Source organism: Paenibacillus sp. FSL H3-0469 (assembly GCF_038051945.1).
Taxonomy (GTDB): Bacteria; Bacillota; Bacilli; order Paenibacillales; family Paenibacillaceae; genus Paenibacillus_AQ.
In genome coordinates, this window is the sequence record NZ_CP150302.1 from 2389354 (window position 1) to 2413269 (window position 23916).

The window sequence follows — 23916 nt, forward strand, 5'->3', positions numbered from 1 at the left end:
TTAGACGAATTACATTTTTCGTCTTAGGATAGTCAAGCAACATGAATACATATTTTCCAATGAAAGGAGAAATGAAACTATCAGTTCGTCGGATACATAAGATGGTTATAGAAATAACTTAAGAAAAACATTATGTGAGGAGATTAATATGAAAAAAATCGTTATGTTCCTAACAATATTCATGTGCTTTGCAGCAACTACTGCATTTGCTTCTCCATCAATTACTGGTTTACAATTTGATGGAACAGTATACAGTGGCACCACTACTGTTCGCAATTACGACACTAATGAGCTCATTGCATCTGAGCCTATTAATGTAAGTTCAATCAAGCTACAAGGTGCAGGAGGATCATACACTGGTAGTAACGGTTCTCCTAATGTAGTTAATGTAAGCATTATTGCTGATTCTGGGACTTATCAAATAGGTACCGTGGGATACAATAATGTAATATCAGTGGGTTCGTATCAAAATATCAATAAAATAATATTAACTGGTACTAATAGAGCAAGTTCTGTTAATGTCTTAATAACTATAACACCGGCGGAAACATCAACGCCAACGCCTATACCAACGGCCACACCAACACCAACATCAACGGTTGCACCAGAGCCCACACCAACCTTTACTCCAACACCAGCATTGAAACCAACTCTTGATGCTAATATTGCTCCAGAAAAAATCGGTCTAGGCAAGGAGTTCACGGCAGATATATCACTAAAAAACGTGAAGGATATTTATGCTGAAGACTTTGAAGTGAAGTATGACAAAGAGCATTTGCAATATCTCGGGTTTGAAGAGGTAACCGGTTATAAAGTATACAATAAACCTGTTGATCAAAACGGTGCTGTCCGCTTTGTAGTAGCAAGTCAGGGTGAAGAATACGGCATCAACGAAGATACCGTTGTCGTAAAACTCAAGTTTAAGGCCAAAGCCAAAGGGACTGCAGTTGTCGATGCAACTAAAGCGAGGATTGCAGATACCGAAGAGGAATATGACCTGGAGAAAGATAACTGCTTGGAAGACAGTGTCATTATTGAGACAATTGACGTTAACAAGTCTGGTACATATACCCTGGTTGACCTCGCAATCGATGCCAGGTACTTCAAGTATTTCGCCCCCGATGTTGATCCGGTTAAGTATAATGCTCAACAAGCCGGTGATGAATATGTGAATGATGATGACTTGCTTTTTATTGTTGATCAGATTTTAAATAATCCGGATTACTTGCCTAATACCTAAAGAACGATAAGAAAATGTATATGAGGGGTGTAATAATTGAGAAAGTTAAAACTAATGTTAGCTTTAGTGTTAATGTTTGCTGCTTTGCCTGTACAAGGTGCTTTTGCAAGTGTTGGTTCAGGTACAGTATATATTGATTTTGGTAGTAATGGACAAGATATAGCTAATTTTAAATTCACCGGTACAGGTACTGGAACAGATCTAAAATTTTTTGATATTAATGGGAAGCTATTTTTCGGTACTCCAGTTGGTTCGCCTGTGCCTTTAAGTGGTAGTTTTATAAATGCGCATTCGATATATGTTATGCGATATATGCAAGTAACACTTAATGCGGGAGCTACTCTTACAGATGTGTCGTGGACTAGCTCAACAGGAAGCACTGGAAACACTACAAACATTTCGACTACCAACCCCTTTCTAGACCCATCGCCGACACCAACGGCAACACCGACAGCTACGCCTGCACCAACAGTTCATCCTACACCTGTTCCTTCACCGACAGCTACTCCGGAGCCTACAGCAACGCCAACGCCTTCAGCAACGCCAAAGCCAACTGCAACACCAGAACAACCATCGAGTGATCGAGCGCTGCTTACAGTTACGTTTATCAACGGGACCGAAAAGGAATACGACCTTCCAATCGCTGAAGTTGAAGCATTCGTAATTTGGTATGATGCCCGTGATGCAGGCAGAGGCCCAGGCTGGTTTGCAATTGATAAGCACACGAATAACAAAGGCTCTTTCAAAAAACGTAAAGATTATGTAGTTTACGACAAAATCCTAACCTTTGAAGTAAGCGAGTATACAAGACCTGAATAATCCTTACCAGCACTTACCTCCTCTATCCAAAGTAGCCAAGAGCTAAAATTGGATAGAGGAGTTTTTTGTTTGAACACGCAATTTTATGATTATCATAAAGATCTTTATTTTGGGAGGTGGATTATATGTGTGGAAGATTTACTATAACTGTCACCCTGGAAGAAACTGATTACGCATTACCTGATCGATGACAGCAAGATAGCTATACTGAAACCAAACTATAATGTCGCACCTATGTATAACATCCCAGCTGTGATCGCCACTGATGATGGCAAACGTCTTGGGGAGCTTCGTTGGGGGCTTGTGCGGTTTGGTCCAGGGATGATAAGGTCGGCAGCAGGATGATTAATGCTCGAGCTGAGACAGACCGTTGCGCAGAAGCCTGCTTTCAAACGTTTGTTGAAATCCAAGCGCTGCATCATACCAGCGGATGGATTTTACGAGTGGAAAAAGGACGGTTTACCAAACAGCCTACCGAATTTTAATGAGTGATGGCAACATATCCTTTTCCGGATTGTATGACACATGGGAATATCCGGAAGGCAAGAAAATCAGCACATGTACCATCATCCCCACAACCCCAAACAGTTTGATGGCTGATACATGACCGTAGCCAGTGATCCTCCGGTCGGAGGATCAGGCCGATTGGCTGGAAAGAGATTATGACGATGTCAAATCCTATTAAAGCTGCTGAGGCCATATGATGCATCAAAAATGCGGTCTTATAAAGTCCCCTCGACTGTAGGTAATACGCGAAATAACTCTGAAGAATTGCTTGAGGATATCAGATAAAAACAAACCAGACGGGCATGTGCCTGACGGGTTTGTTTAAGTAGGCTCTGAATTTAAATCTATCTCGTCTAAACCAGCTTCCGGCGATCTTTATTTAATTTTTTCAGCAAATTCAGTAATTGGTAAACTCCCGTAAATACCAATTCGTTTAATTTGGTAATTCCCTTCAGAATCATTAGTGCTAATATATTTGCCATCATCAGTTGTAACCGCATATAAGTAGCCAGTATTTTTTATGGTATCAATAACATTTGAATTGTACCCACCTACTGGATATGCCATTACGTTGACAGGCTTATTCGTTATCGCAAATATTTTTTGTGCTGATGTAATATACTCCAGGCCTTCATTTACATCTGTTCTTCGAAGATCCACATGGTTATAAGTATGACTTTGAAACGAAATAATACCGCTATCGCTCATGGTTTTCATTTGACTAACAGACAAATAATTAACATTTGGATTATCAATATACGAGCCTATCATAAAAATTGTAGCTTTTGGATTGAAAGAACTCGTTTGCATTCCCTGTAATATTTGATATGCCTGCATATTATTAGCGTAACCATCATCAAGCGTTATAATGATGGGCTTCTCATAATTTTTATAGTTAGCAATTTGATCAAAAGTTAACATGGTATATCCATTATCTTTAAGGTACTGCATCTGTTGTTCGAAATCCGTTGCCGATACAGCCCCAGTACTGGGATCACCAATTTCATGGTACATCAAAACAGGAACCTGTTTTGCAAATATATTAATCTTAACCTGACCAAGTAGAATTGAAGTTCCATCCACTAACTCACCATAAACAATTACATGATAAATTCCATCTCGATTGCTGAAGTCTGAAATATTGACCGTTGAATTCCAACGATTATTTACATTATCATATGTCATATCGTACCACTTAGAATTATCTATTCCATCTTCATCTTTCCAAACAGCAAAATAAGCGCTTGTCATATTAGGGTTAATCTTATATGCATATACAGGAAATGAATCCCCTTTAATGGTTTCGTTACTAGAAGTTGCAGGGTTTACATTAACTTTCGTATTTGAAATGAGATTGTTTGATCCGTCTGCATTAGTCTTAAATATATTCATTTGATATTCGCCAATCTTATAATCAAAATTTTGAATATCGATATTATCTACATACTGACCACTAGAGTCCTTTGTCATTCCAAACCATTTTGCTGTATCTATTCCATCTTCAGTTCTCCAGACAGCATAAAATACCCCTTGAACATTTGGTAAATCTCTCGCATATAGATTAAAATTAGATTTATATGTATTTGTTTCACTAGTCATAACATCTAAATAATTCACCTTAAGCTCACCAAGAAAGTGCTCTGCCTTCACGCTCGTTTGTCCTGGATAATTCGTAATCCCATTTTGATAAACAGTTATTGTGTATTCACCTGGGGCGTTAGAAAAATCGCTAAAATATACTTTTGAAGACCAGCGATATACATTACTATTATCTTTTTGCATAGAGTACCATTTCGCCGAATTTGACCCTTCCGAGGTTTTGTAAACAGCAAAATAAGGACCAGTATCAATAGAATTATCCGCCTTATGCCACCCCATATACCATATATCACTCGCGGATACTTCAAAATAATCTTTTGTTGTATTGGCACTATCAACAACTAGTTTTCCATTACTAGTAATAGTATTTACTTGGGCATGTGCTGAAAATGAAAATATACTCATACAAAACGTTAGTAATAAAAAAGACAAGCATATTCTTTTTGACATAATATAATTCCTCCCCAAGTTAAGAAAACAAATTCAGCAAAAACAGATGTAACTAACATTATATTTGTAATGGAACATTATGTATATGTAGGCAAGGAATTTTTTCCTTCATGCAAAAAAACACCCTGCCATTACTGACAGGGTTAAATATGAGAAAAGGTTATTCTGCTGAATATTCATCCACACTGAACGTGAGGATCTTATCAAAGATTACATAATCTTTACGGGCGCTAAAGGGCCCTTTATTATTGTTATGTTTGGTGATCGCGTACTTGGCTGGTCCTGTTCCAGCATCTCTTGCATCATACCAATTCAAGAAAGCACTGACCTCTTCAGCCGAAAGATCATATTCTTTATCAATACCAGTTGTTAGTGTAATAGTAAGTATAGCACGTTCTCCTAAAGATTCTGGATCGGGCTGATTAACCTTTTGCGGGGTAGCTGATGCTTCATTTGAATTCAGACTTTCACTACTTCCGTCCGTTGCTGATACTACGTAATAATAAGTCATACCATTGATAACAGTATTATCCGTGTATGAGTCACCTGTAACATTGGGAGCGATTGAAGTGTATGGTCCTCCTGTATCGGTAGCACGCTTTACATTGTAACCAGTTGCACCTGTAACAGGTGACCAAGAGAGATCAACCATCTTATTTTTCCCAACTGCAACTAGATTTAATGGAGCCTCTTGTTTAGAGCCGATCAGTTCCATCTCAGCTACCATAATACAATAGCTGTTATTTCCAATATTATTTATCAATTGGACTCTCCAATATCTGTAACTACCAGTTGGTTTCCATACAAATTCTTGAATAGTATCATTTCCTAGTGCGCTACCTGAATATTGCTTTTCCCAGTTAGAATTATCATTTGAGGCTTGCACAACAAAATCCTTCATATCATATTCATATGATAGATCAGCCTTATACTTCAACTTTGAAATGGATTGTTCCTTACCAAAATCAACAGCTATCCATTCGTTTTTTGTCGCATTAGTAGAAAATCCTGCATTATTTTCGATCCAAACATTATCAAATGCTTTCTCAGGGCCAAAGTTCCGGGTATCGCCCGGTCTATTCCAAACACTACTTGCCGAAAACGCAGAATTTGGTAACCCATCTGTTAAGTCTACTTCTCCAGTAGCATCAGCAAACGCATGGTTTTGAAATACAAACATTGATAGTACCAAAGAAAGAGAAATTATCGTCTTAATCATTACACTTTTCCAACGTTTCAAAAAATCCATCTCCTTTAATATGTATGCATCAAGCCTACACCAAATAAAGGCGAACAAACAGTCTGTTTATCTACAGAAATTTACAATACACTTAAGAGTTCTTGAGGTAAAATGTGGAATCGAACAAGATATCAGCCATCAATAATGCACGAAATTAGGACATTGGTAAATTGAAAGGAGTTTATAATGGCAATAATTTCAGAACTAAAGAATGTTCATGTTTTTGCTGAAGGAGATGTGACCGGAGATTTCTGCGAATCCTTAGTTCTAGACATTGGTCCTGCAGATGTCTCTGGTGCTGATCAATTCTATGCTACAGTTGGGACTGCTCAAGGGATCGCGGATTTTCTTAGTACCAGACCATTTATAATTTGCAGAGGATTTGTGGTAGTTCCTGAATTCAACTTAAATGCCATTAAAGATTGTATTCAAGTTAGAATTTCGGAATGTGCTAAGGATGACTGGGAACAAACTGCATTGTCAATTAACAGGCTTTTTCCTTGGGAGTATGATGAAATGAAGAACTACAAACATTTTTCGCAAAATTAATAAAAGAATTGTACCCGTGAGCACTTTTTATTTAGTGTTTAATGTAAAATGCATAGTATATTCCCTATTATTCTGATAGACTATTTTTGCTAATTATTATCAGATTAAGGGGCTGTTCATGATGATGTTATTTATTTGGGGATTTATTGTAGTGCTCATTATCGGTATTGTTTTTGCAGCAAAAAAAGGAATTAAACAAGGGAATGAGCTAAAAGAACAAACCAAAAGTATCGGAGCGTTACAGGGGGTATTCGCAAAACATGTGGAGGGACTTGGCATTGGAAGTGTCGAGTGCAAGATTTTTAGATTTTCTGATCGAGTACTTATTGACTCAAGCAGACAAAGATTTGAAATCTATCTGACGCAATTCAGAGCAGCTGAAGTTAAAAGTATGCAAGAATTGATCGATAAAAGTAAAAGTGTTGTGGGGCGTGCAATGATTGGAACGCTTCTTGTACCTGGGTTAGGAACAATTGTCGGTGGAATGTCCGGAATAGGAAATAAAGAGAAAACTAGTCACTATATGATATTTAACTTTATAGATGCTCATGGTGAGTTGTCAGCTGTAACTTTTCAAGACACATTTGCATTTGGTATGAAGGATTTCTGCCAAGGCTTAAATAATTCTCTGCCGAACGACGAGGCCAGTGTCGTAAGACTTTAACTAATAGCCCGCCGACCAGCTAAGATTGACGGGCTTCTGCCTCCCCTTCGTTACAATTGGGAGAGGTTTTCCCATGTTCCCTGGTGGTTTTTTTGGTATGTCCTCAACACAATCTAATTATCAACTATTTCCTCCAATCATTCGCACCGTTTATGTTCGTTTCCCCCATATCCATACTCATCGCTTCTCTCTCGTTACAATGGGCTTATTTCATTATAAATTTTGTGTGCTATAGGCATATGCCGTGATGGATATGGGTTGTAGTCCATAGACTGTTGACGAGATAGTAATTGAGGAGGTTACCCCATGGAAACGAGTTATCAACAAGTTGCCTGGAATTGTATGAATAAGTATGTCGGTATTACTACAAGTGATGGTCAGTCTCACGACGGGTTTATTGCTCAAATCGATCAGAACAACGTTATACTTGCCATTCCCACAAATGAAATGATGGGCCAGATGAACGGAATGCCTGCTAACGCAACAGCCTACAGACAATTCGGATACTATCCGGGATTCTACCCGCGCCGCCGCTTTTATCCAAGACCGATTCCCTTTGGTGCCATTACAGCTTTGTACTTGCTTCCATTTTTCATTTAATAATGATTAGGGAATTCGTACAGGTAGTGCTCGAAACCACTCGCGGAGGGATTAGCGGCTGCTTAGTGGAAGTTAAGCCAGACCACGTTGTATTGGATACCAGGGGCCGGAAGTTTTTCGTACGAATCTGCGAGATTGTCTGGATTATGCCAGAATAGATTTTTGTGAAGAAGCTACGATAGTAGAGATCCCCTCAGTGTTACCCTAGCTTGGCGAGGAAAGCGTCAGCAGGGCGCCTCCACAATGAGGACTTGGTAGTTTGCACTACAACTTAATCGCCCGCGAAGAAGAGAACGAAATGATCCCGCTCTGTGCCGACGAAGGGATTCAGACCATGTCCTTTTAAAACCTTTTCTACGCTCCGGGAAGATTGAGCTTAAAGCCTTTAGCCGTGCGGGTTAAAGGCCCTTTTTTATGTTCCGATCACTATTCGTTCAGGGAATTGGATACGGAGCCATGTTAGCACAGTGAAGGAAAGGTAACTTGTTCTCGTTGCGTAAGTTGAATAAAAAAAATTCCAACAGACATAATATAGAAATGGAATTTTCAGGGCTGATTGAATAGACCGAGGGGGATGCGGAGATGAATACCTTTTGGCGGAAAAAGCTGTCTATGAAGTATAACCAATCAGAGCTGAAGCCGCAGGTCCAAACCCCCGCTTTGAATGATCCTCTCACTGGTATTTTGGAGCAAGATCTGTTGAAGATTAAAGAAACGTTTAAGAAAAGTAACGATGTGCTTTTTAGTGAATTTAACCTGGGGATCAATGAAGCCGTCCGGGCAGCTATCATCTATACCGACGGTTTAGCAGACACCACAATCATTCAGAACTCCATTCTGGATTCATTGATGCATGAAACCAGCCAAATGGAAGGCGGATTGGAGGGCCTGCCTACCGAATTTCTTTACAGGTGGATTAAGAAACGCAGCTTGACGGTTGGAGCAATGACGGAGCTCACGGATTTCGACTCTCTATATACCTCTGTCTTGTCCGGGAATACGGTTATTCTCTTTGACCGTTTTGTCCATGCGATATCTGTAAATACACCAGGCTGGGATGAACGGGGAGTCAGCGAGCCGGAATCACAAACCGTCGTTCGCGGTCCCCGGGATGGCTTTTGTGAAACCCTTCGAACCAATACGGCACTGGTGCGGAGAAGGATCAAGAACGCCAAGCTTTTTTGTGAACCTAAGCAAATTGGCCGGTTGACCAAGACTGACCTTGCTGTCATGTATATCCAGGGTGTCGCTAATGATAAAGTGATTCAGGAGGTTCATGAACGGCTGGATCGGATCGATATCGACGGCATTCTGGAGAGCGGTAATATTGAAGAACTGATTCAAGACGAAACCTATACTCCTTTTCCTACCGTGTACAATACGGAACGTCCTGACGTGGTTGCGGCGGCTCTATTGGAAGGTCGGGTTGCCATCATGATTGACGGGACTCCCTTTGTTCTTTTGGTTCCCGCTTTATTCATACAAAGTCTGCAATCAGCTGAAGATTATTACCAGCGGTCAGATGTAAGTTCTTTGATTAGAATTCTTCGCTACCTTTGCTTTCTTATCGCGTTGTTGGGACCTTCCATTTATATTGCCCTTACTACCTTCCATCAGGAAATGCTCCCAACGCCGCTGCTGATCAGCTTGGCTGCGCAGCGGGAGGGTGTTCCTTTTCCTGCTTTTGTAGAGGCCCTTGTTATGGAGGTCACCTTCGAGATCCTTCGGGAGGCTGGTATCCGTATGCCAAGGGCTGTCGGACAAGCGGTCTCGATTGTAGGGGCTTTAGTTATTGGCCAGGCATCTGTAGAAGCAGGAATTGTATCGGCTGCCATGGTAATCGTAGTTTCTATAACCGCAATAGCCAGTTTTGTCATACCTGCCTTTAACATGGCCATCTCCGTAAGAATGCTGCGATTTGTGATGATGGCGTTGGCGGCCACATTTGGATTGTATGGGATTACATTAGGTCTATTAGCCTTGTTGCTGCATTTGAATTCTTTGCGCTCCTTCGGTATTCCATATATGGCTCCATTAAGCCCATATATTGCAGATGATCAGAAGGACGCGATTCTTCGGTTTCCGCTAAAGAAATTATTAACGCGCCCCCGCCTAATTAGCCCAAAGAACCGGACTCGCGAAGAGACCTCTTCTACATCCAAACCGAAGTCAAACCAATAGAGTGTTGTATGGGAGGAGTTAGGTAATGCGCAGAGCCTCAATCTTTTTCATGACTGCTCTTTGCCTGCTCTTGATTACAGGCTGCTGGAACCGGAGAGAATTGAATGATTTGGCTCTGGTAGTAGCCATGTCCATAGATAAATCAGGCGACCAATATATGGTAACCTTACAAGTGGTTGATGCAGGAGAAGTATCCTCCAAGATAGGGACCAGTGGCAGAACCCCTGTCATCACCTATTCAGAAAAAGGAAAACACGTCTTCGAAGCTATCCGCAAAATGACGACGGAAACTCCAAGAAAATTGTACTTCTCCCATCTCCAAATGCTTGTCATTAGTGAGGACATTGCGAAAGAAGGGATTAGCAAATCTCTGGAATTTTTATCAAGGGATCATGAAGTCCGCAAAGATTTTTTCGTGGTCATAGCCAAAGAAGAACAAGCCAAATCTATTCTGGAAAACATTACATCGCTGGAGAAAATCCCGGCCCAAAAAATGAAAACCTCCCTTGAAACATCGCAAAAAGTATGGGCTCCCACAGTTGCCATCCAAATAGATCAACTCATCGCTGACTTAACCAGTGAAGGAAGTAATGCTGTGCTTACAGGAATCATAATTACAGGGAACCCCACTACAGGTACAACGTTAAAGAACGTGACCAAAACGAGTTCTTATTCCAATCTGAAGTTTCAGGGTGTCGCCGTTTTTAAGGAGGATAAATTGGTTGGATGGCTTAATGAGGAGGAGAGCAAGGGCTATAACTATATTAAGGATAATGTAAAAAGTACAGTTGCTCATATTGAATGTCCTGGGGGCGGTGATCTGGTCATGGAAGTTCTCCGATCCAAAACTAAAGTGAAGGGTAAAGTGATAAACGGTGAGCCGAGCATCGATATCCATCTAAATGCCGATATCAATATTGCAGAAGTAGAATGTTCAATTGATCTATCAAAAATTGAAAACATTATAGGACTGGAACAATCTATTAACGAAAAAGCAATTAGTGTTCTCGAAGCCTCCATCCGGAAAGCCAAAGAATTGGGATCAGATATCTTTGGATTTGGCGAAGTGATCCATCGCGCTGATCCACAGGCCTGGAGAACATGGAAAACGGATTGGAACAAGCACTTTGCAGAAATTGCCGTTACTATCCATTCAGATTTCAAAATTCGGCGAACCGGAATCGTTAGCAACTCTTTTCTCGATAAAGTGAAGGAGTAGAAGCCTGTGTTAGGAGCTATAGAGATACTGATGGTTTCTTCATTAATCAGCCTTTATGAAATCCCCCAACTGATTCAAGACAAGCGAAAAATGGATCTAATCATGTTTAGCCTGATTCTTGCCATCGCGACCGGATTAAGTATAGCGCTTGCTTTGAATATTCCAGTCCCTAATCCGGTGGATTGGTTAAGACCGATTTTTGATCCCGTCGGCCAGTCGGTTGATAATCTATTAAAGTAAGGGGGTAAAGTCATGCCGACGGTAAAAGAAAAGATATCCATCCGTCAATTTATCATATTAACAGTCATATTTACTATGGGTAGCTCGGTGTTGAACGGTACCACAATGCTTGTACGACTCGCCCATCAGGACGCGTGGCTGGCTAGTATCATCGGCATCATTTACGGTGTGCTGCTGGTACTGCTCTATGGATTACTGACCCAACGCCACCCTAACCTTAATTTAGCCGACTACATTGACAAGGTGTTAGGGAAATGGTTCGGCACACTTATGAAACTCTCCTTTAGCATTTATACCCTGTTGCTTTCATCAGCCTTGCTTCGGACCCTCGGTGACTTTTTAACGACACTTATTCTGCCGGAGACACCCATTCAAGCCGTTGAGATTGTTTTTATGCTCACACTCATTATGGGCGTACAGCTCGGGCTGGAAACGTTTACCCGAACTTCAGAGTTTTTATTTCCATTTATTATGTCTTTCATTATCCTTATCGCCTTATTTTTGTTACCCCAAATGAAGCTGGTGGACAATCTGTCTCCCGTTCTGGAAAATGGAATCAAGCCCATATTAAGTGCCTCTTACCGTTTGCTCGGGATTCCGTTTGCAGAATTGATCCTCCTGCTAATGATTACCCCTCATATCACCAACCGCAAAAAAATCCGTAAAAGTATGTTGCTTGGTGTGCTCGGCGGCGGAATTGTTCTAGTGATAATTAATGTGCTTTCGATTGCTGTTCTTGGAGCGGATGCCACTGCTGGACTCAGCTATCCGACTTATGAGTTAGCCAAAGAAATTAGTATCGGCAATTTCATTCAACGCATTGAAGTATTGGCCGGAGGGATAATATTCATCTCTCTATTCGTGAAGAGCATTATTGTCTTTTATGTAATGATTGTAATGGTAACGCATACCTTCCATGTTAGTAATTACCGCATAATCACATTACCTTTAGGAATGCTTGTTATGGTACTATCTATAATCATATTTCCAAATGTTATATATTTCCGCAATCTTGCCTTTGTGTTTTGGCCTACGTTCACATTGCTGCACGGTTTGATCTATCCCGTTTTGTTGCTTGGGATCGATTCCTTTAGACGACGGTTGAATAAAACGAAAGCGTCCCTGGAGAAGTAATCTTTTTGTTTAATATTGAGCTTGACGTTGAAATCGCCCCCCGCGATACGCCGGGTCGCTTCCGTCCGTTTTTTTTCTTTGGGCATTGCTGCCTTCACGGGTATGCCAAATGATTGTTCCGGCTTTCGTTCTGGAATAATGTTCTTTTCCTCAAGTGCGCTGAGCAAAAGATAACGTATCTCCCCCCTTCATAACGGCCTTAATACCGTACTCGTTGTTCCTATGTTAAAATAAGGTACGCGAATAACAAGGGAAGGTTAACATGATGAACATTACATAGATCTAAAGATAAAGCCTTACAGGAGGAACCGTATGTTTGATCTTAATCATTTTTTGCAAAAAGAGCTTGTGGAACTCGTGGATCGCCATACTCATATAGATGGTCCGCACTCTACATTAATTTCGTCCCTCAGCTTTTCCCGTTGTTCCATTCCTTACCATTCTACTGAGACTGATCCTCCCTACAAACTTAACAACCCTTCACTATACATCGTCGTTCAAGGTCTTAAGGGCATAGTCATTGGTAAAGAGCGCTTCAGGTATGGTCCGCCACACTACCTTGTAGCCTCTATGGATTTACCAATCATTGCCGAAGTGCTGGAAGCAACCCCCGAAGTTCCCAACTTAACCTGTAAAATCGAATTTACGCCCGGCCATATTTTAGAGCTGGTAAGCGATGATGCACTTAAGGAGAACTCCAAAAGAACATCCAGACGCGGTATGAATGTTGGCAAATTAGATATTCCCTTGTTAGATGCTGTTGTAAGGCTGGTTCGTCTGCTGGATACACCCGAAGATATTCCTGGGCTGGCGCCACTTTTTGCCAAAGAAATTCTATATAAGGTTCTGCACGGTGAACACGGTGACTCCTTAAGACAAATTGTATCGGAGGGGAGTCCAAGCGTTCATATCAAACATGCCATTGAGCACATTCTGAATCATTATCAGGATTCATTTCGCATTGAGGATTTGGCACAACTTGCGAAGATGAGCGTTCCGTCGTTCCATAGGCATTTTAAAGAAATCACCGGCATGAGCCCGATTCAATTTCAAAAACAGCTGAGACTTCAGGAAGCCCGCCGCCTATTACTATCCGGGTCAGAGAATGCAGCAGATGCTGCTTTTCAGGTGGGCTATGAAAGTCCGACGCAATTCAGCCGGGAGTACTCCAGGATGTTTGGCTTTCCACCCAAAGAAGATATGAAGCGGTTTATACAACTAAACGGAATCATCAAAGAGAGTAATGGGCAATTATAGCCTGCTACTCTCTTTTTTATTGCCGCCATGATAGGATTAGGCAACTTTTTGATTGGATCGGAGTACCGGGGGTTTGGCCATTCGCTGTATATTATGAATACCTTCAATAAGGTTCAACAAGAATATAATTTATTCAGGAGGTATTTATGCAATATGTTAAGCTAGGTCACTCCGGTCTCGAAGTTTCACCGATCTGCATCGGTTGTATGGGTTTTGGAGATCCCCACAGCGGTTACCCTGGCTGGGCGCTCGGCGAGGAAGGCAGCCGCCTTGTGATCAGACACGCGCTTGAGGCGGGGATCAACTTCTTTGATACCGCTAATTTGTATTCGCACGGAACCAGCGAGGAGAATCTTGGCAGAGCGCTCAAGGATTTCGCTACACGGGAGAACGTAGTCATTGCCACCAAACTGGGTGCCCCCATGCGTTCAGGACCTAATTCATTCGGGCTATCCCGCAAGGCCATTATGACTGAAGTTGACCACAGCTTGAGGCGTCTTGGAACGGATTATATCGACCTGTACCAGATTCATCGGGCTGACCCTTTTACCCCGTGGGAAGAGACGCTTGAAGCCCTTCATGATCTCGTAAAAATGGGCAAAGTGCGCTATTTGGGCGCCTCCACCATGAGGACTTGGCAGTTCGCCAAGGCCCTGCATCTCCAGAAAGAGAACGGTTGGACCCGCTTCATCTCCATGCAACACAACTACAACTTAATCGCCCGCGAGGAAGAGAACGAAATGATCCCGCTCTGTGCCGACGAAGGGATTCAGACCATGGTCTTCAGTCCGCTCTCGCGCGGTGTCCTGGCTCGGCCTTGGGGTGCACAAACGGCCCGCTCCGAGACCGAAGCCGGTGCTGCCCAATACTTCCAGGTAACTGCGGCAGCCGACCAGAACATTGTCGAGGCCATCGGTCAAGTTGCAGAGGAACGCGGGGTTAGCCGTGCCGAAATCTCCCTTGCCTGGTTGTATCGCAACCCAGTCGTTGCCGCCCCCATCGTCGGAGCGCTCAAAACTAGTCATATTGACGATGCGATCAAAGCCCTCTCGATCAAGCTATCCGACGAAGAAGCTGAGCGACTGGAAGCCGCATACACCCCTCGTATCGACGTAAATGTCAAAAATTCCGACCCGAAATCGATAGCCCGCATGGCAGCTACCGTTGGGCATGAGGTTGCGATTCCGGGTGGTTTGAAGTGAAATGAACAGAGTAAGAGGCCCATGCGGGGTTGCATGGGCCTCTTACTCTGTGGAACCAGCAGCCTCACCTACAAATACCTGTTTGGTCATATACAGCAATTGCTCCATTTGCAGACATCTTCAGCGGTGGAATACAGACCTCCAGTACCGATATGTTATAATTTTCTGTTGGAAGTTGTCCCTTATTAAAAGGGAAATAGATTCCCGCCATTTCTCCCGGGTTAAGCGCCCATCGTCACGGCCCCTTCCAGTTCAATTCGTTCCCATTCCTTTCATTACCCTTTCACACCCGACATCGTAATGCCCTGAATGTAATAGCGCTGCAGGAACAGAAACAGGATCAGGATCGGAACTGTGGAAATGGTGCTTGCGGCTAGAATCTTAGACCAATCGGTTCCTTCCACCGAGGAGAAAGCGGCAATGGCTACCTGGATCATCTGTTTCTTTTCGTCATTGATAACGATTAGAGGCCACAGATAGGAATCCCAGTTGCCAAGAAAGGTCATCAGCGCAAGGGTGATCATCGGCGGGACAGCCGCAGGCAAGACAATACTGGAGAAGGTCCGGGTCATCGAGGCTCCGTCGATTTTGGCCGCCTCCAGAATCTCATCGGGAATTTCCGCGAAGAACTGCCGCAGCAGAAAGATTCCGAACACAGACAGCATCGAAGGAATCACCAGCGCCTTATAGGAGTTCAGCCAGCCGAAATAATTCATCAGCAGATAGTTCGGGACCAGCGTTACTTCACCGGGAATAATCATCGCTGACATGAACAGGGCGAAGACAATCGCTTTACCCCGGAAACGCAGCTTGGCAAAAGCAAACGCCGACATCGAATTCACCAGCAGCACCAGCAGGGTTACACTTCCTGCAACAAACAGCGTATTCGCGATATAGCGGAGAAAAGGGTTGCCCTCACTGAAGATAACCTCTTTGAAGTTAGCCAGCGTTGGCTGGACAGGAACGAACAAATGAATATTCAGACTGGAGGAGTACTTGAACAATTCCTCATAAGGGCGTAGTGAACCCGAGATCATCCAGAGGATCGGGATTATTGAAATGACAGCCAGAACGGTCATCACCGTATACTTGGCAATGCTTGCAAAGCGGTTCATGTGGATTCCTCCTAGTAGTTTTACGAAACAGCCGCTTCCTCAAAATTCTCCTGCAGCAAAATGGGCTACAGAAGCACCTCCATTAATGTTCCGCGTTCCGGAACAGTCTCATTTGCACGAGCGAGATGGCGAGAACAATCGCGAACAGAATAAAGGCGGCAGCGGTGCCGTAGCCCATCTGCATCTGCTGGAAGGCCATTTTATAGATATAATAGACTGCGGTTTCGGTAGCCCCGTTGGGTCCTCCACTGGTCAATACAAACACAAGGCCGGACAGCTTAATGGCATCAATGGTCGTCATAATCACCACGAAGGCCGTGGTACGGTTGAGCAAAGGAAGCGTAATGCGGAAGAACTGCTGTATTTTGGTAGCACCGTCTACCCGGGCCGCCTCGTATAAATCTTGCGGAATGTTGTTCAGTCCGGCCAGGAAGATAATCATGAAAAAACCTACGCCTTTCCATATTCCCAGCATGATCACACCGTTCATCGCCGTATCCGGGTTGGACAGGAAATTGGTAGTGGGCAGATGAAGCGTCTTCAGTACATTGTTCAGAATCCCGAATTCCTTGTTGTAGATCAGTTTGAACACCGTTGCGGCCACTGCCGTAGAAATGACTACCGGAATGAAATAGAGTGTGCGGAACAGACCGGTAAGCTTGAACTTTTTCTGGATTAATAGTGCCAAGCCCAGTGAAATCGCTGTCTGAATCGGAATCACTACGATGGCAAAATGAAACGAATGCCGGAGACTGGCCAGGAAATCCCTGTCCGTCACCAGAGACTTGTAATTGTCCAGCCCGATGAAGCTGCGGGTTGATCCTACCAGGTTATAATTCTGAAAGCTGATCACAAAGGCTTGCAGCATCGGATAGAATACAAAGATGAGCAGCAAAGCAAAGGAAGGCAGCACGAACCACCAGGCGGTTATTTCTTCTCCCCGCAGAAACCGGCGGGGCTTTTTGCTGGATGGGGCAGTTTTGGAGGCAGACTCAGCTGCCGCTGTAACGCTTGTCATGATCTTTTCACTCCATTTCAATCCGGTTTATAGACGTACACGTTCATTACGGCATAGATTTGCCCACCCGGGGCAAGAGCTTTAATCTCCGTCTGGCCTTCCTTCAGCCCCTTTACGGCTGCGGATGTCCCGGCATGGCTCTCCACCTGGGCAACGGCCTCATCACTCGACACCCAAGTAAGCTCCTGGGGAGCTGTTAGCGGAACGACCGCCGCTGCCGCTTCCACAGTGCCGCCTAGCGGAACATCCACACTGGATTGGCTAAGCAGGACGCGAAGCGGTTCCGAGCCGTCAGGCTCCTCATTCCGCCATACACTGGCCATCGGATACATGACGGCCTGGTCCAGCATCACGTCCCCTTTTTTCACATACAGCTCCAATCCATTGCTGGTAGCCTCCGGGAAAAGAATACTGGAAATCACAGTCTCGCCGTCTGCGCCGAACACCTCCAGCGTCGATTCATCCACATAGATATGCAGCCTGACTTTACCGTTCACTGCTCTTAAGGGCGCCTGGACCGTTTCGGCAAACCCGGCTTCAAATGAACTGTCGCCTGATTGGGTTCGATCCACCGTTAGTGTTGAATTCGCGTTGTTATACGATATATTGGTCTCCTGATCTGCACCTTTTCTCAGTTTGATTCCGAATTCCGCCTCCCCCTTCACGGTGAACTCGGTATCGAGTTCATAGGAGGTCCCGTGCAGACCGGCCAGTGGATTGCTGCCTGGCTCTAGCCGCTGGGGTTCCAGCTTGACCGCTTGGCCACGCAAGGCTTCCAGCTCTTGCACCGGCTGCTGGACGAGGCGCAATCCCTCACCGGGAATGTCGCGCAGCTTCAGCTCCCGTGGCAGCGACAAATTCCCTTTCCACGGAGCGCTTGGCATCGAGAACGGATAGCGCCAATTGGACATCCAGCCGGCATAGATCCGGCGGCCGTCACTCTGCGGAATATCCGAGTAGGACACTGCGGCGTAGAAGTCTTTTCCGTAATCGGTCCACAGCACTTTGGAGGGCTCATTCTCGTTCTTGAATGTCTGTCCGTCAAAGCTGCCGATGAAATATTGCGCCGCCGAGCCACGGGTTGAGCTGTTATTGCCGATGCTGAGCGCCAGCACCCACCGGGTCTCCTTGCTGCCTTCCACGGGAAGCTCAAACAGATCCGGACATTCCCAGACGGCAGCATGTGAGCCCTGATCGGCGCCGAATTCGCTGGTCATCTGCCAGGTCTTCAGGTCTGGAGAGGAATAGAATCTCACCCGGTTGTCCACCGAGACAACCATCACCCAAGCGTGCGAAGGCTCATGCCAGAACACCTTGGGATCTCTGAAATCCTTGAGTCCTGAATTAGGAATCACGGGATTGCCCTCATATTTGATCCAGGTGCGCCCTTTATCAGAACTGTACGCCAGGCTCTGCGACTGCATTCCCCCTTTGAAATGGGTGAAGATCGCAACCAGTCCCGCTTTCCCGCCAAAAAAACCGCTCGTATCCTTCCAGTCCACCACGGCGCTGCCTGACCAGATCTCCCCGAGCGAATCGCGCAGGAGCGCTACCGGCAGATGCTGCCAATGAATCAGATCCGTGCTGACGGCGTGACCCCACTGGCCGCTGTTCTGGTAGAACTGGTGATATTCACCTTCGAAATAAACCATTCCATTCGGATCGCTCATATTCCCGCTTTCCGGCGACAGATGATACTGCGGGCGGTATAGCTCCGTGTAGTAATTGGGATCATCAGAAAACTGAAAGGCCGCAGGTGCAGGATTAGAGATCGCATTGGACGGAGTTTTAGCATCAGAAGTATTGCTGGTAGGATTGCCGTTGCCGCCAATAGTGCACCCTGCGATAACCAGCAGTACTACAGCCGCACACGCCAGTTTGCTTATAGTTTTGCTCTCTTTATGCGCTTGCTTCTCCCCGGAAACATTCATGCTGCATACTCCTATTCCTTGTTTGGTTGACACTATTGTAGCTGAACGGCCAGAGAAATTATTTCAATATGATCGGCTCAGAAGTTGTGATGTTCTCAGGGGTGATTCTTCAAATACCATTCACGGTATTCCTTGGGGCTTTTGCCGCTGTTTTTCTTGAAAGAGGTACTGAAATAGCTGGAACTGGAATAGCCGACAAGCATGGCGATATCAGTCAGCTTCAGTTCGTTCTCTTGCAAAAGCTGCTCCGCCTTGGTCATTCTCAGCCTGGTGACATAGTCGCTGAACGTAATGCCCACATGCTGCTTGAACAGCCCGGATAAATAGGTCTCATTCAGATGAAACATTTCAGCGAGGGAAGAAAGCGCCAGCTCGTAGGAGAAGTTCTCCTCCACGTATTTCCTGACCGCTTCGACCATATGCTGTCCGCTGGAGAAGCGGAGCTTCTTCACTTCGCCCATGACAAGCTGCGCCAGCTCATCAATCTGCCCCCGCACGCCTTCACGCGACTGGTAATCGGCAATGGTCATCTGACAGTTCCACAAATACTTCTGCAGGGCGGAGCCGCCGAGCTCGAATTTTTTGGCAATGGAGCTGAACATCAGCAGCATCCGCAGGGCCAGAAAGGTAAAAGCAAACATCGGCGTATCTCTCTCGCTACTGAAGATGGTGTCAAGCTGCTGGCGGAAGGTACTCATGTCCAAATTCTCAATCGCCTGCACCAGCTTCCGCTCCACCTCCGGGGTAAAAGCCTGCGTAAGCTCCATCACTTGGCTCCGTTCGCCCTTCCCATCTTTATACACGGTGCTTTGACTCCAGGACAACATGCATGAAGCATAACCGTTCTTCAGCCGCTTGAGTCCCTCCACTTCCTCGCCAATCCCCGTCACACATTCCAGCTTCAGGTAACTGGCGATGTTCCGTTTCAGTTCTTCTACGAACCTGTCCGTCCGATCGGCAGGCCCCGGCTCCATAATAACCAGAAAATACATCATCGCGGAATTGGCAACATCGCTGAATGGATAGATTCCTTCCCGCTTGGCAGCCGTCTCCCGGCATAACATCTGAAAAGCCAAATTGAGCAGATCCCGACGCTCCTGCCGGTCCGCCATCCGCCCTGCCGGCACTCTCATCTCCACAGCGACAAACTGCAGCTTCAGATCATCCGCCGTCAGCGGGGTCAACTGGAGCTGCTGCAGCCGCTCCTTGATCGCCGCCAGGCTGTACCACTCGTCCTTGACCATTTGCAGCAAAAAATTCTCCTGCAGCAGCCGCAGCTGCTCATTTTTCTGCAGCAGATCCTGCCTTGAGGCCTGCAGCTTTTGTTGCTCTTGTCTAATTTCTTCACCCAGCTTGCCAAGCAGCTCATTCAGTTCTGCGCGGGCTACCGGCTTCAGCAAATAATCCTTCACTCCAAGCTGTATGGCCGATTTCAGATAATCAAAGTCAGAGTATCCCGACAGCACAACCGTCCTCAGCAGCGGATACTTCGTTTTGCAGATGCGGATAAATTCAATGCCGTCCATCTGCGGCATACGGATATCGGCGATGACGAGCTGTGGCAGCGGTCCCTGCTCCAGCAGCTGCAGCGCTTCATTGGCGCTTGAGGCCTCCGAGACCACCCGGAAGCCGGCGGCTTCCCAGTCGATTTTGGCTTTGATACTGTTGCGGACCCCCTTCTCATCATCCACCAGCATAATGTCATACATAATAATCACCTCTCTATCAGCGGCAGCTTCAGTGTAATGGTTGTTCCTGTATTTAGCTTCGAATCAAGCACGGCTTCAAACTGCTCGCCGTAATACAGACGGCAGCGGGAGAGTACATTGCGTAGTCCGATGCTGTCCCCTTTATGATTTAAGATTCCCACACTGTCCCTAAGCTCCGTATCGGCAAGAATGCTGGCGATCAGTTCCGGTGTCATTCCTGAACCGTTATCCTGAATCTGCAGGTGCAGGCGCTCGCCGCACACACTGGAGGTGATCGCCACCTCGGCGATTCCCCCTTTATCCAGGCTGTACTTCACCGCATTCTCTACCAGCGGCTGCAGAATGAACTTGGCGATGAGCAGCTGATCCGCAGCGGAATCCTGCCGGACCTCCACCATCAGATGATCCTCATGCCGCAGCTTTAGGAGGAACAGATAGTCACGGATATAGCCAAGCTCCTCGCTGACTTGTACCAGATCCGTATCGAGACTCAGCGAATAACGCATCATTTTACCCAGTGCTTCCGTGGCGTCCATGACCAGATCCTCCCGTTTCATCGCCGCCAGACCGCTGATGATTTCCAGTGTATTGTTGTAAAAATGCGGATTGATCTGCAGCAGGAGCGCTTTGTATTCGGCATTTTTCCGGCGCAGATTGGTCTCGAATTCCGTCTCGATCAGATACTTCAGCTGATGGGTCATCTGCTCAAATACACCAGCCACATAGTCCACTTCGCTCTGCCGCGATCTAACCTTGGGCATATCCTTCATCGCCAGCTCGAACTGCCCGTTTCTCACATGCCGCATGGCCCGGGCCATGGCACTTAATGGCTTCGTTATGCCGGTAGAGAGCCACAGCGCCACAATAATGACAAGGATCAGCAGCACAAAGCTGGCAAGGAGCAGCGTTTCTTTGAGCCTGGTGATGGTCGCATACAGCTCCGCCTCCGGCACCTCGCCGACGATCAGCCAGTTCTGTGCAGGCAGCCTGCGGTAAAAGAACAGATAGTCGGTCCCCCCCTGGTGAAGGGGAAAAATGCCGCTGGTCTGTCCACCACTCTGTTTCTGCACAGTAGCAAGCCCGTCTCTAAGCAGCCCCTCAGCTCCTGTCAGATCCTGATTGAGTACACTGAGGCCTTCAGCCGTCAGCAGGAAGGCTTTGCCGCTTTTGCCGAAGCTGATTTTATCCAAATCCTGGCGCAGCAGCACCGTAGGATAATTGAGTTTGATTACTCCAACATCCTTAAAGGACTGGAGCTGCACCAAAGGAAGCACAAGACTATTGATCTCGCTCGAACGTATGCTGTCGTCAGCCTGATCCTTGTCCTTATGAGCCTGCGTCCAGCGTACGTCCTGCTCTTTAAACTGGCTGTACCAGCTGCTCTTCAAGTAGCCCAGGTCCTGTGTCCATAACCCGCCCTTTCCCTCCGCAAAGGTGGAAATGGAAATCACATTCGAATTATTGATCGCATAAGAGGATAACAGCTCCCGCATCTTTTGCTTGGCCAGATATCTTTCCCCATTAGTGCTCTCATCGTTCAGATCGGCGGTTATCCATTCCTGTGTGATGTCGCTGCTCAGCACCTGGTTGCCCATATCCTCAATCTGCGTCAGCAGTGTGCTGACATGGGAGGCAAATTGGTCTATGGTTTGCAGTGTGGACGTCTGGGTAGATTTACGGATCTGCTCCGACGATTCCTTGCTGAGGATGAAGACAACCGCCGTAATCGGAAGGATCAGCAGGATCGAAAAAGCCCACATCAATCTGCTGCGTAACGAGTAGAACATGACAACCGCACCCCTTACTACAAGTGGAAACGGCTTAGCCGCCCTTTGGTTAAAGGGCGGCTGCCGTTTCTGTAATGTTTGGAAATTTTATTATTTTTGCGGCAGATCTGCATATGCCTTGTCAATCTTTTTGATGGCGTCGGCAATGGCTGCATCCGCGTTGCGTCCGGCGATGGTCACTTCCTCAATCATCTTGTTTACCGCTTCGGACATTTGCGGGAAGACCGGTGTAATCGGACGCGGTCTGCCGAATTTCTGATTCTGTACGACAAAGATATTCTTCGGATATTGACCCAGCTCAGGGAACTCGTTGGCTACCGAATAGCGGGCCGGAATATCCTTTGTGATGGAGCAATAGGTCTTAGCTCCTTCAGAACCTGTCACCCAGTTTACAAACTGCCAGGCAGCATCGGCATTCTTACTCTTCGAGGAAATGGCCAGCGACCAGCTTCCGTTCGCAACAGCCTGCTGGGTTTCCTTCGGAAGCGGGGCGATATCATAATCTTCGCCTAATTTGAAATTAGGGAACTTGTCGGCATAATTGCCCAGTGACCAGGAGCCGTCGACCGTCATCGCCAGCTGATTGTTCGGGAACGGATCTGGCGGGTATTCCAGGGAGGACACTTTATCCTTATTATACAGGTCGGAGAAGAATTGCAACGCCTTTTTGGTCTCTGGCTTATCCAGGTAACCTTTGGAAGTTGTTCCATCCGGACTCATGATCTCGCCGCCAAACTGCCAAATAATCGGATATTTAAAGTAGGCTGCTGTTCCTGCATTACCGAAGCCCTGCGCCGGATCAATGCCGTACACGCCTTTGGCCGGGTCGTTAAGCTTTTTAGCTGCATCCAGCACCTGATCCCAAGTCCAAGGCTCTTCCGGGTTCTTGGAGGGAAGAGGAATTCCCTTCGCTTCAAACATTTTTTTATTATAAAAAAGAGCAATGGAGGATTCGGTGAGCGGAGCCATGTAAATTTCATTATTATAGGTGTACGTGGCAATGGTCGATTTCGGAATATCCTCCAGGTTGCCATCCTTCTTGAAATAGGCGGTCAGCGGCTGTAAAGCACCCGCCTGGGCGTAAGATGCCATATTCGGGCCATCGACGGCCATAATATCAGGGGGACTGCCCGAAGCAATGGATGTTCTCAGCTTGGTATCGTAATCGGCATACGGAATCGGACTCATCTCAACCTTTATATTAGGATGCGCTTCATTAAACGAGGCCACCAGCTTGTCATAGGCTGAATTCTCGGCGTCATTCCCCGAGTTTCTCCAGAATTTGAGCGACACCTTCTCTTCTTTGGGTGCCGACGAACTTCCCGCCTCCGGCTGCGCGTTATCCCCTTTGCTTCCACATCCGGCGAGCAGTCCGCATGCCAACATTGCGCTTAGTACCACTTTACTCTTACTGTTCAATAATGCCCTCCCCTTTCATCTACTGTCTACTGTCTG

The 23916-nt window shown here is 45.8% G+C and carries 22 protein-coding genes; 14 read left to right on the plus strand and 8 right to left on the minus strand.

Annotation, left to right across the window (positions count from 1 at the left end; genetic code table 11):
* Positions 1-148: 148 nt before the first annotated feature.
* The 4 genes from NSS83_RS10340 to NSS83_RS10355 all read left to right on the plus strand — a co-directional run bounded on the left by NSS83_RS10340 (position 149) and on the right by NSS83_RS10355 (position 2666).
* Positions 149-1240 carry a cohesin domain-containing protein gene (locus tag NSS83_RS10340; protein ID WP_341348197.1) on the plus strand — a complete coding sequence of 364 codons (1092 nt, stop codon included), beginning with the start codon at positions 149-151 and terminating at the stop codon, positions 1238-1240.
* 36 nt (positions 1241-1276) lie between these two features.
* Entirely contained in the window at positions 1277-2059 is a 783-nt protein-coding gene (locus NSS83_RS10345) for a hypothetical protein (RefSeq protein ID WP_341184528.1), read from the plus strand.
* 348 nt (positions 2060-2407) lie between these two features.
* Positions 2408-2551, plus strand: a complete 144-nt coding sequence (locus NSS83_RS10350) for an SOS response-associated peptidase family protein (protein ID WP_341184527.1) — start codon at positions 2408-2410, stop codon at positions 2549-2551.
* Positions 2544-2666 (plus strand): hypothetical protein, encoded by a 123-nt coding sequence (locus NSS83_RS10355; RefSeq protein WP_341348198.1) that lies wholly within the window; start codon positions 2544-2546, stop codon positions 2664-2666. The genes NSS83_RS10350 and NSS83_RS10355 overlap by 8 nt, the downstream gene beginning before the upstream one ends.
* A gap of 275 nt (positions 2667-2941) precedes the next feature.
* On the opposite strand, the gene NSS83_RS10360 is transcribed toward NSS83_RS10355, so the two are convergent.
* Together NSS83_RS10360 and NSS83_RS10365 are read right to left on the minus strand one after the other, a co-directional pair.
* Positions 2942-4615, minus strand: a complete 1674-nt coding sequence (locus tag NSS83_RS10360) for a GBS Bsp-like repeat-containing protein (RefSeq protein ID WP_341184525.1) — start codon at positions 4613-4615, stop codon at positions 2942-2944.
* 160 nt (positions 4616-4775) lie between these two features.
* The gene (locus tag NSS83_RS10365; protein ID WP_341348199.1) at positions 4776-5855 is read right to left on the minus strand and encodes a discoidin domain-containing protein; all 1080 of its coding nucleotides are present in this window, start codon (positions 5853-5855) and stop codon (positions 4776-4778) included.
* 186 nt (positions 5856-6041) lie between these two features.
* Between NSS83_RS10365 and NSS83_RS10370 the strand changes: the two genes are divergently transcribed.
* From NSS83_RS10370 to NSS83_RS10415, 10 genes are all read left to right on the plus strand, one after another.
* Positions 6042-6404 (plus strand): Imm8 family immunity protein, encoded by a 363-nt coding sequence (locus NSS83_RS10370; RefSeq protein ID WP_341184522.1) that lies wholly within the window; start codon positions 6042-6044, stop codon positions 6402-6404.
* Between the two features lie 118 nt (positions 6405-6522).
* Positions 6523-7068 carry a hypothetical protein gene (locus NSS83_RS10375; RefSeq protein WP_341184521.1) on the plus strand — a complete coding sequence of 182 codons (546 nt, stop codon included), beginning with the start codon at positions 6523-6525 and terminating at the stop codon, positions 7066-7068.
* A 306-nt stretch (positions 7069-7374) separates the two neighbouring features.
* Positions 7375-7668, plus strand: a complete 294-nt coding sequence (locus NSS83_RS10380; protein ID WP_341184520.1) for a phosphatidylinositol kinase — start codon at positions 7375-7377, stop codon at positions 7666-7668.
* A 2-nt stretch (positions 7669-7670) separates the two neighbouring features.
* Positions 7671-7826: a DUF2642 domain-containing protein gene (locus tag NSS83_RS10385; protein ID WP_339219403.1), complete on the plus strand. Its 156-nt coding sequence runs from the start codon at positions 7671-7673 to the stop codon at positions 7824-7826.
* Between the two features lie 424 nt (positions 7827-8250).
* Positions 8251-9849 carry a spore germination protein gene (locus NSS83_RS10390; protein ID WP_341348200.1) on the plus strand — a complete coding sequence of 533 codons (1599 nt, stop codon included), beginning with the start codon at positions 8251-8253 and terminating at the stop codon, positions 9847-9849.
* Positions 9850-9874: 25 nt separating this feature from the next.
* Positions 9875-11068 carry a Ger(x)C family spore germination protein gene (locus NSS83_RS10395; protein WP_341348201.1) on the plus strand — a complete coding sequence of 398 codons (1194 nt, stop codon included), beginning with the start codon at positions 9875-9877 and terminating at the stop codon, positions 11066-11068.
* A gap of 6 nt (positions 11069-11074) precedes the next feature.
* Positions 11075-11308 (plus strand): hypothetical protein, encoded by a 234-nt coding sequence (locus tag NSS83_RS10400; RefSeq protein ID WP_341348202.1) that lies wholly within the window; start codon positions 11075-11077, stop codon positions 11306-11308.
* A gap of 12 nt (positions 11309-11320) precedes the next feature.
* A complete protein-coding gene (locus tag NSS83_RS10405; protein WP_341348203.1) occupies positions 11321-12442 on the plus strand; it encodes an endospore germination permease in 1122 nt (373 codons plus the stop codon).
* 312 nt (positions 12443-12754) lie between these two features.
* Positions 12755-13699, plus strand: a complete 945-nt coding sequence (locus NSS83_RS10410; RefSeq protein ID WP_341348204.1) for an AraC family transcriptional regulator — start codon at positions 12755-12757, stop codon at positions 13697-13699.
* Positions 13700-13845: 146 nt separating this feature from the next.
* A complete protein-coding gene (locus tag NSS83_RS10415) occupies positions 13846-14901 on the plus strand; it encodes an aldo/keto reductase (RefSeq protein WP_341348205.1) in 1056 nt (351 codons plus the stop codon).
* Positions 14902-15176: 275 nt separating this feature from the next.
* Here the strand turns inward: NSS83_RS10415 and NSS83_RS10420 are convergent, their stop codons facing one another.
* The 6 genes from NSS83_RS10420 to NSS83_RS10445 form a co-directional block, all read right to left on the minus strand.
* Entirely contained in the window at positions 15177-16016 is an 840-nt protein-coding gene (locus tag NSS83_RS10420) for a carbohydrate ABC transporter permease (protein WP_341348206.1), read from the minus strand.
* 82 nt (positions 16017-16098) lie between these two features.
* On the minus strand, positions 16099-17034 hold the full coding sequence (locus tag NSS83_RS10425; RefSeq protein ID WP_209988272.1) for a sugar ABC transporter permease: 936 nt from the start codon (positions 17032-17034) through the stop codon (positions 16099-16101).
* Positions 17035-17051: 17 nt separating this feature from the next.
* On the minus strand, positions 17052-18965 hold the full coding sequence (locus NSS83_RS10430) for a GH32 C-terminal domain-containing protein (protein ID WP_341348207.1): 1914 nt from the start codon (positions 18963-18965) through the stop codon (positions 17052-17054).
* Between the two features lie 95 nt (positions 18966-19060).
* A complete protein-coding gene (locus tag NSS83_RS10435) occupies positions 19061-20674 on the minus strand; it encodes a helix-turn-helix domain-containing protein (protein WP_341348208.1) in 1614 nt (537 codons plus the stop codon).
* Between the two features lie 5 nt (positions 20675-20679).
* Positions 20680-22461, minus strand: a complete 1782-nt coding sequence (locus NSS83_RS10440; RefSeq protein ID WP_341348209.1) for a histidine kinase — start codon at positions 22459-22461, stop codon at positions 20680-20682.
* Between the two features lie 90 nt (positions 22462-22551).
* Complete coding sequence (locus NSS83_RS10445) at positions 22552-23880, minus strand: sugar ABC transporter substrate-binding protein (RefSeq protein WP_341348210.1); 1329 nt, start codon at positions 23878-23880, stop codon at positions 22552-22554.
* Positions 23881-23916 lie beyond the last annotated feature (36 nt).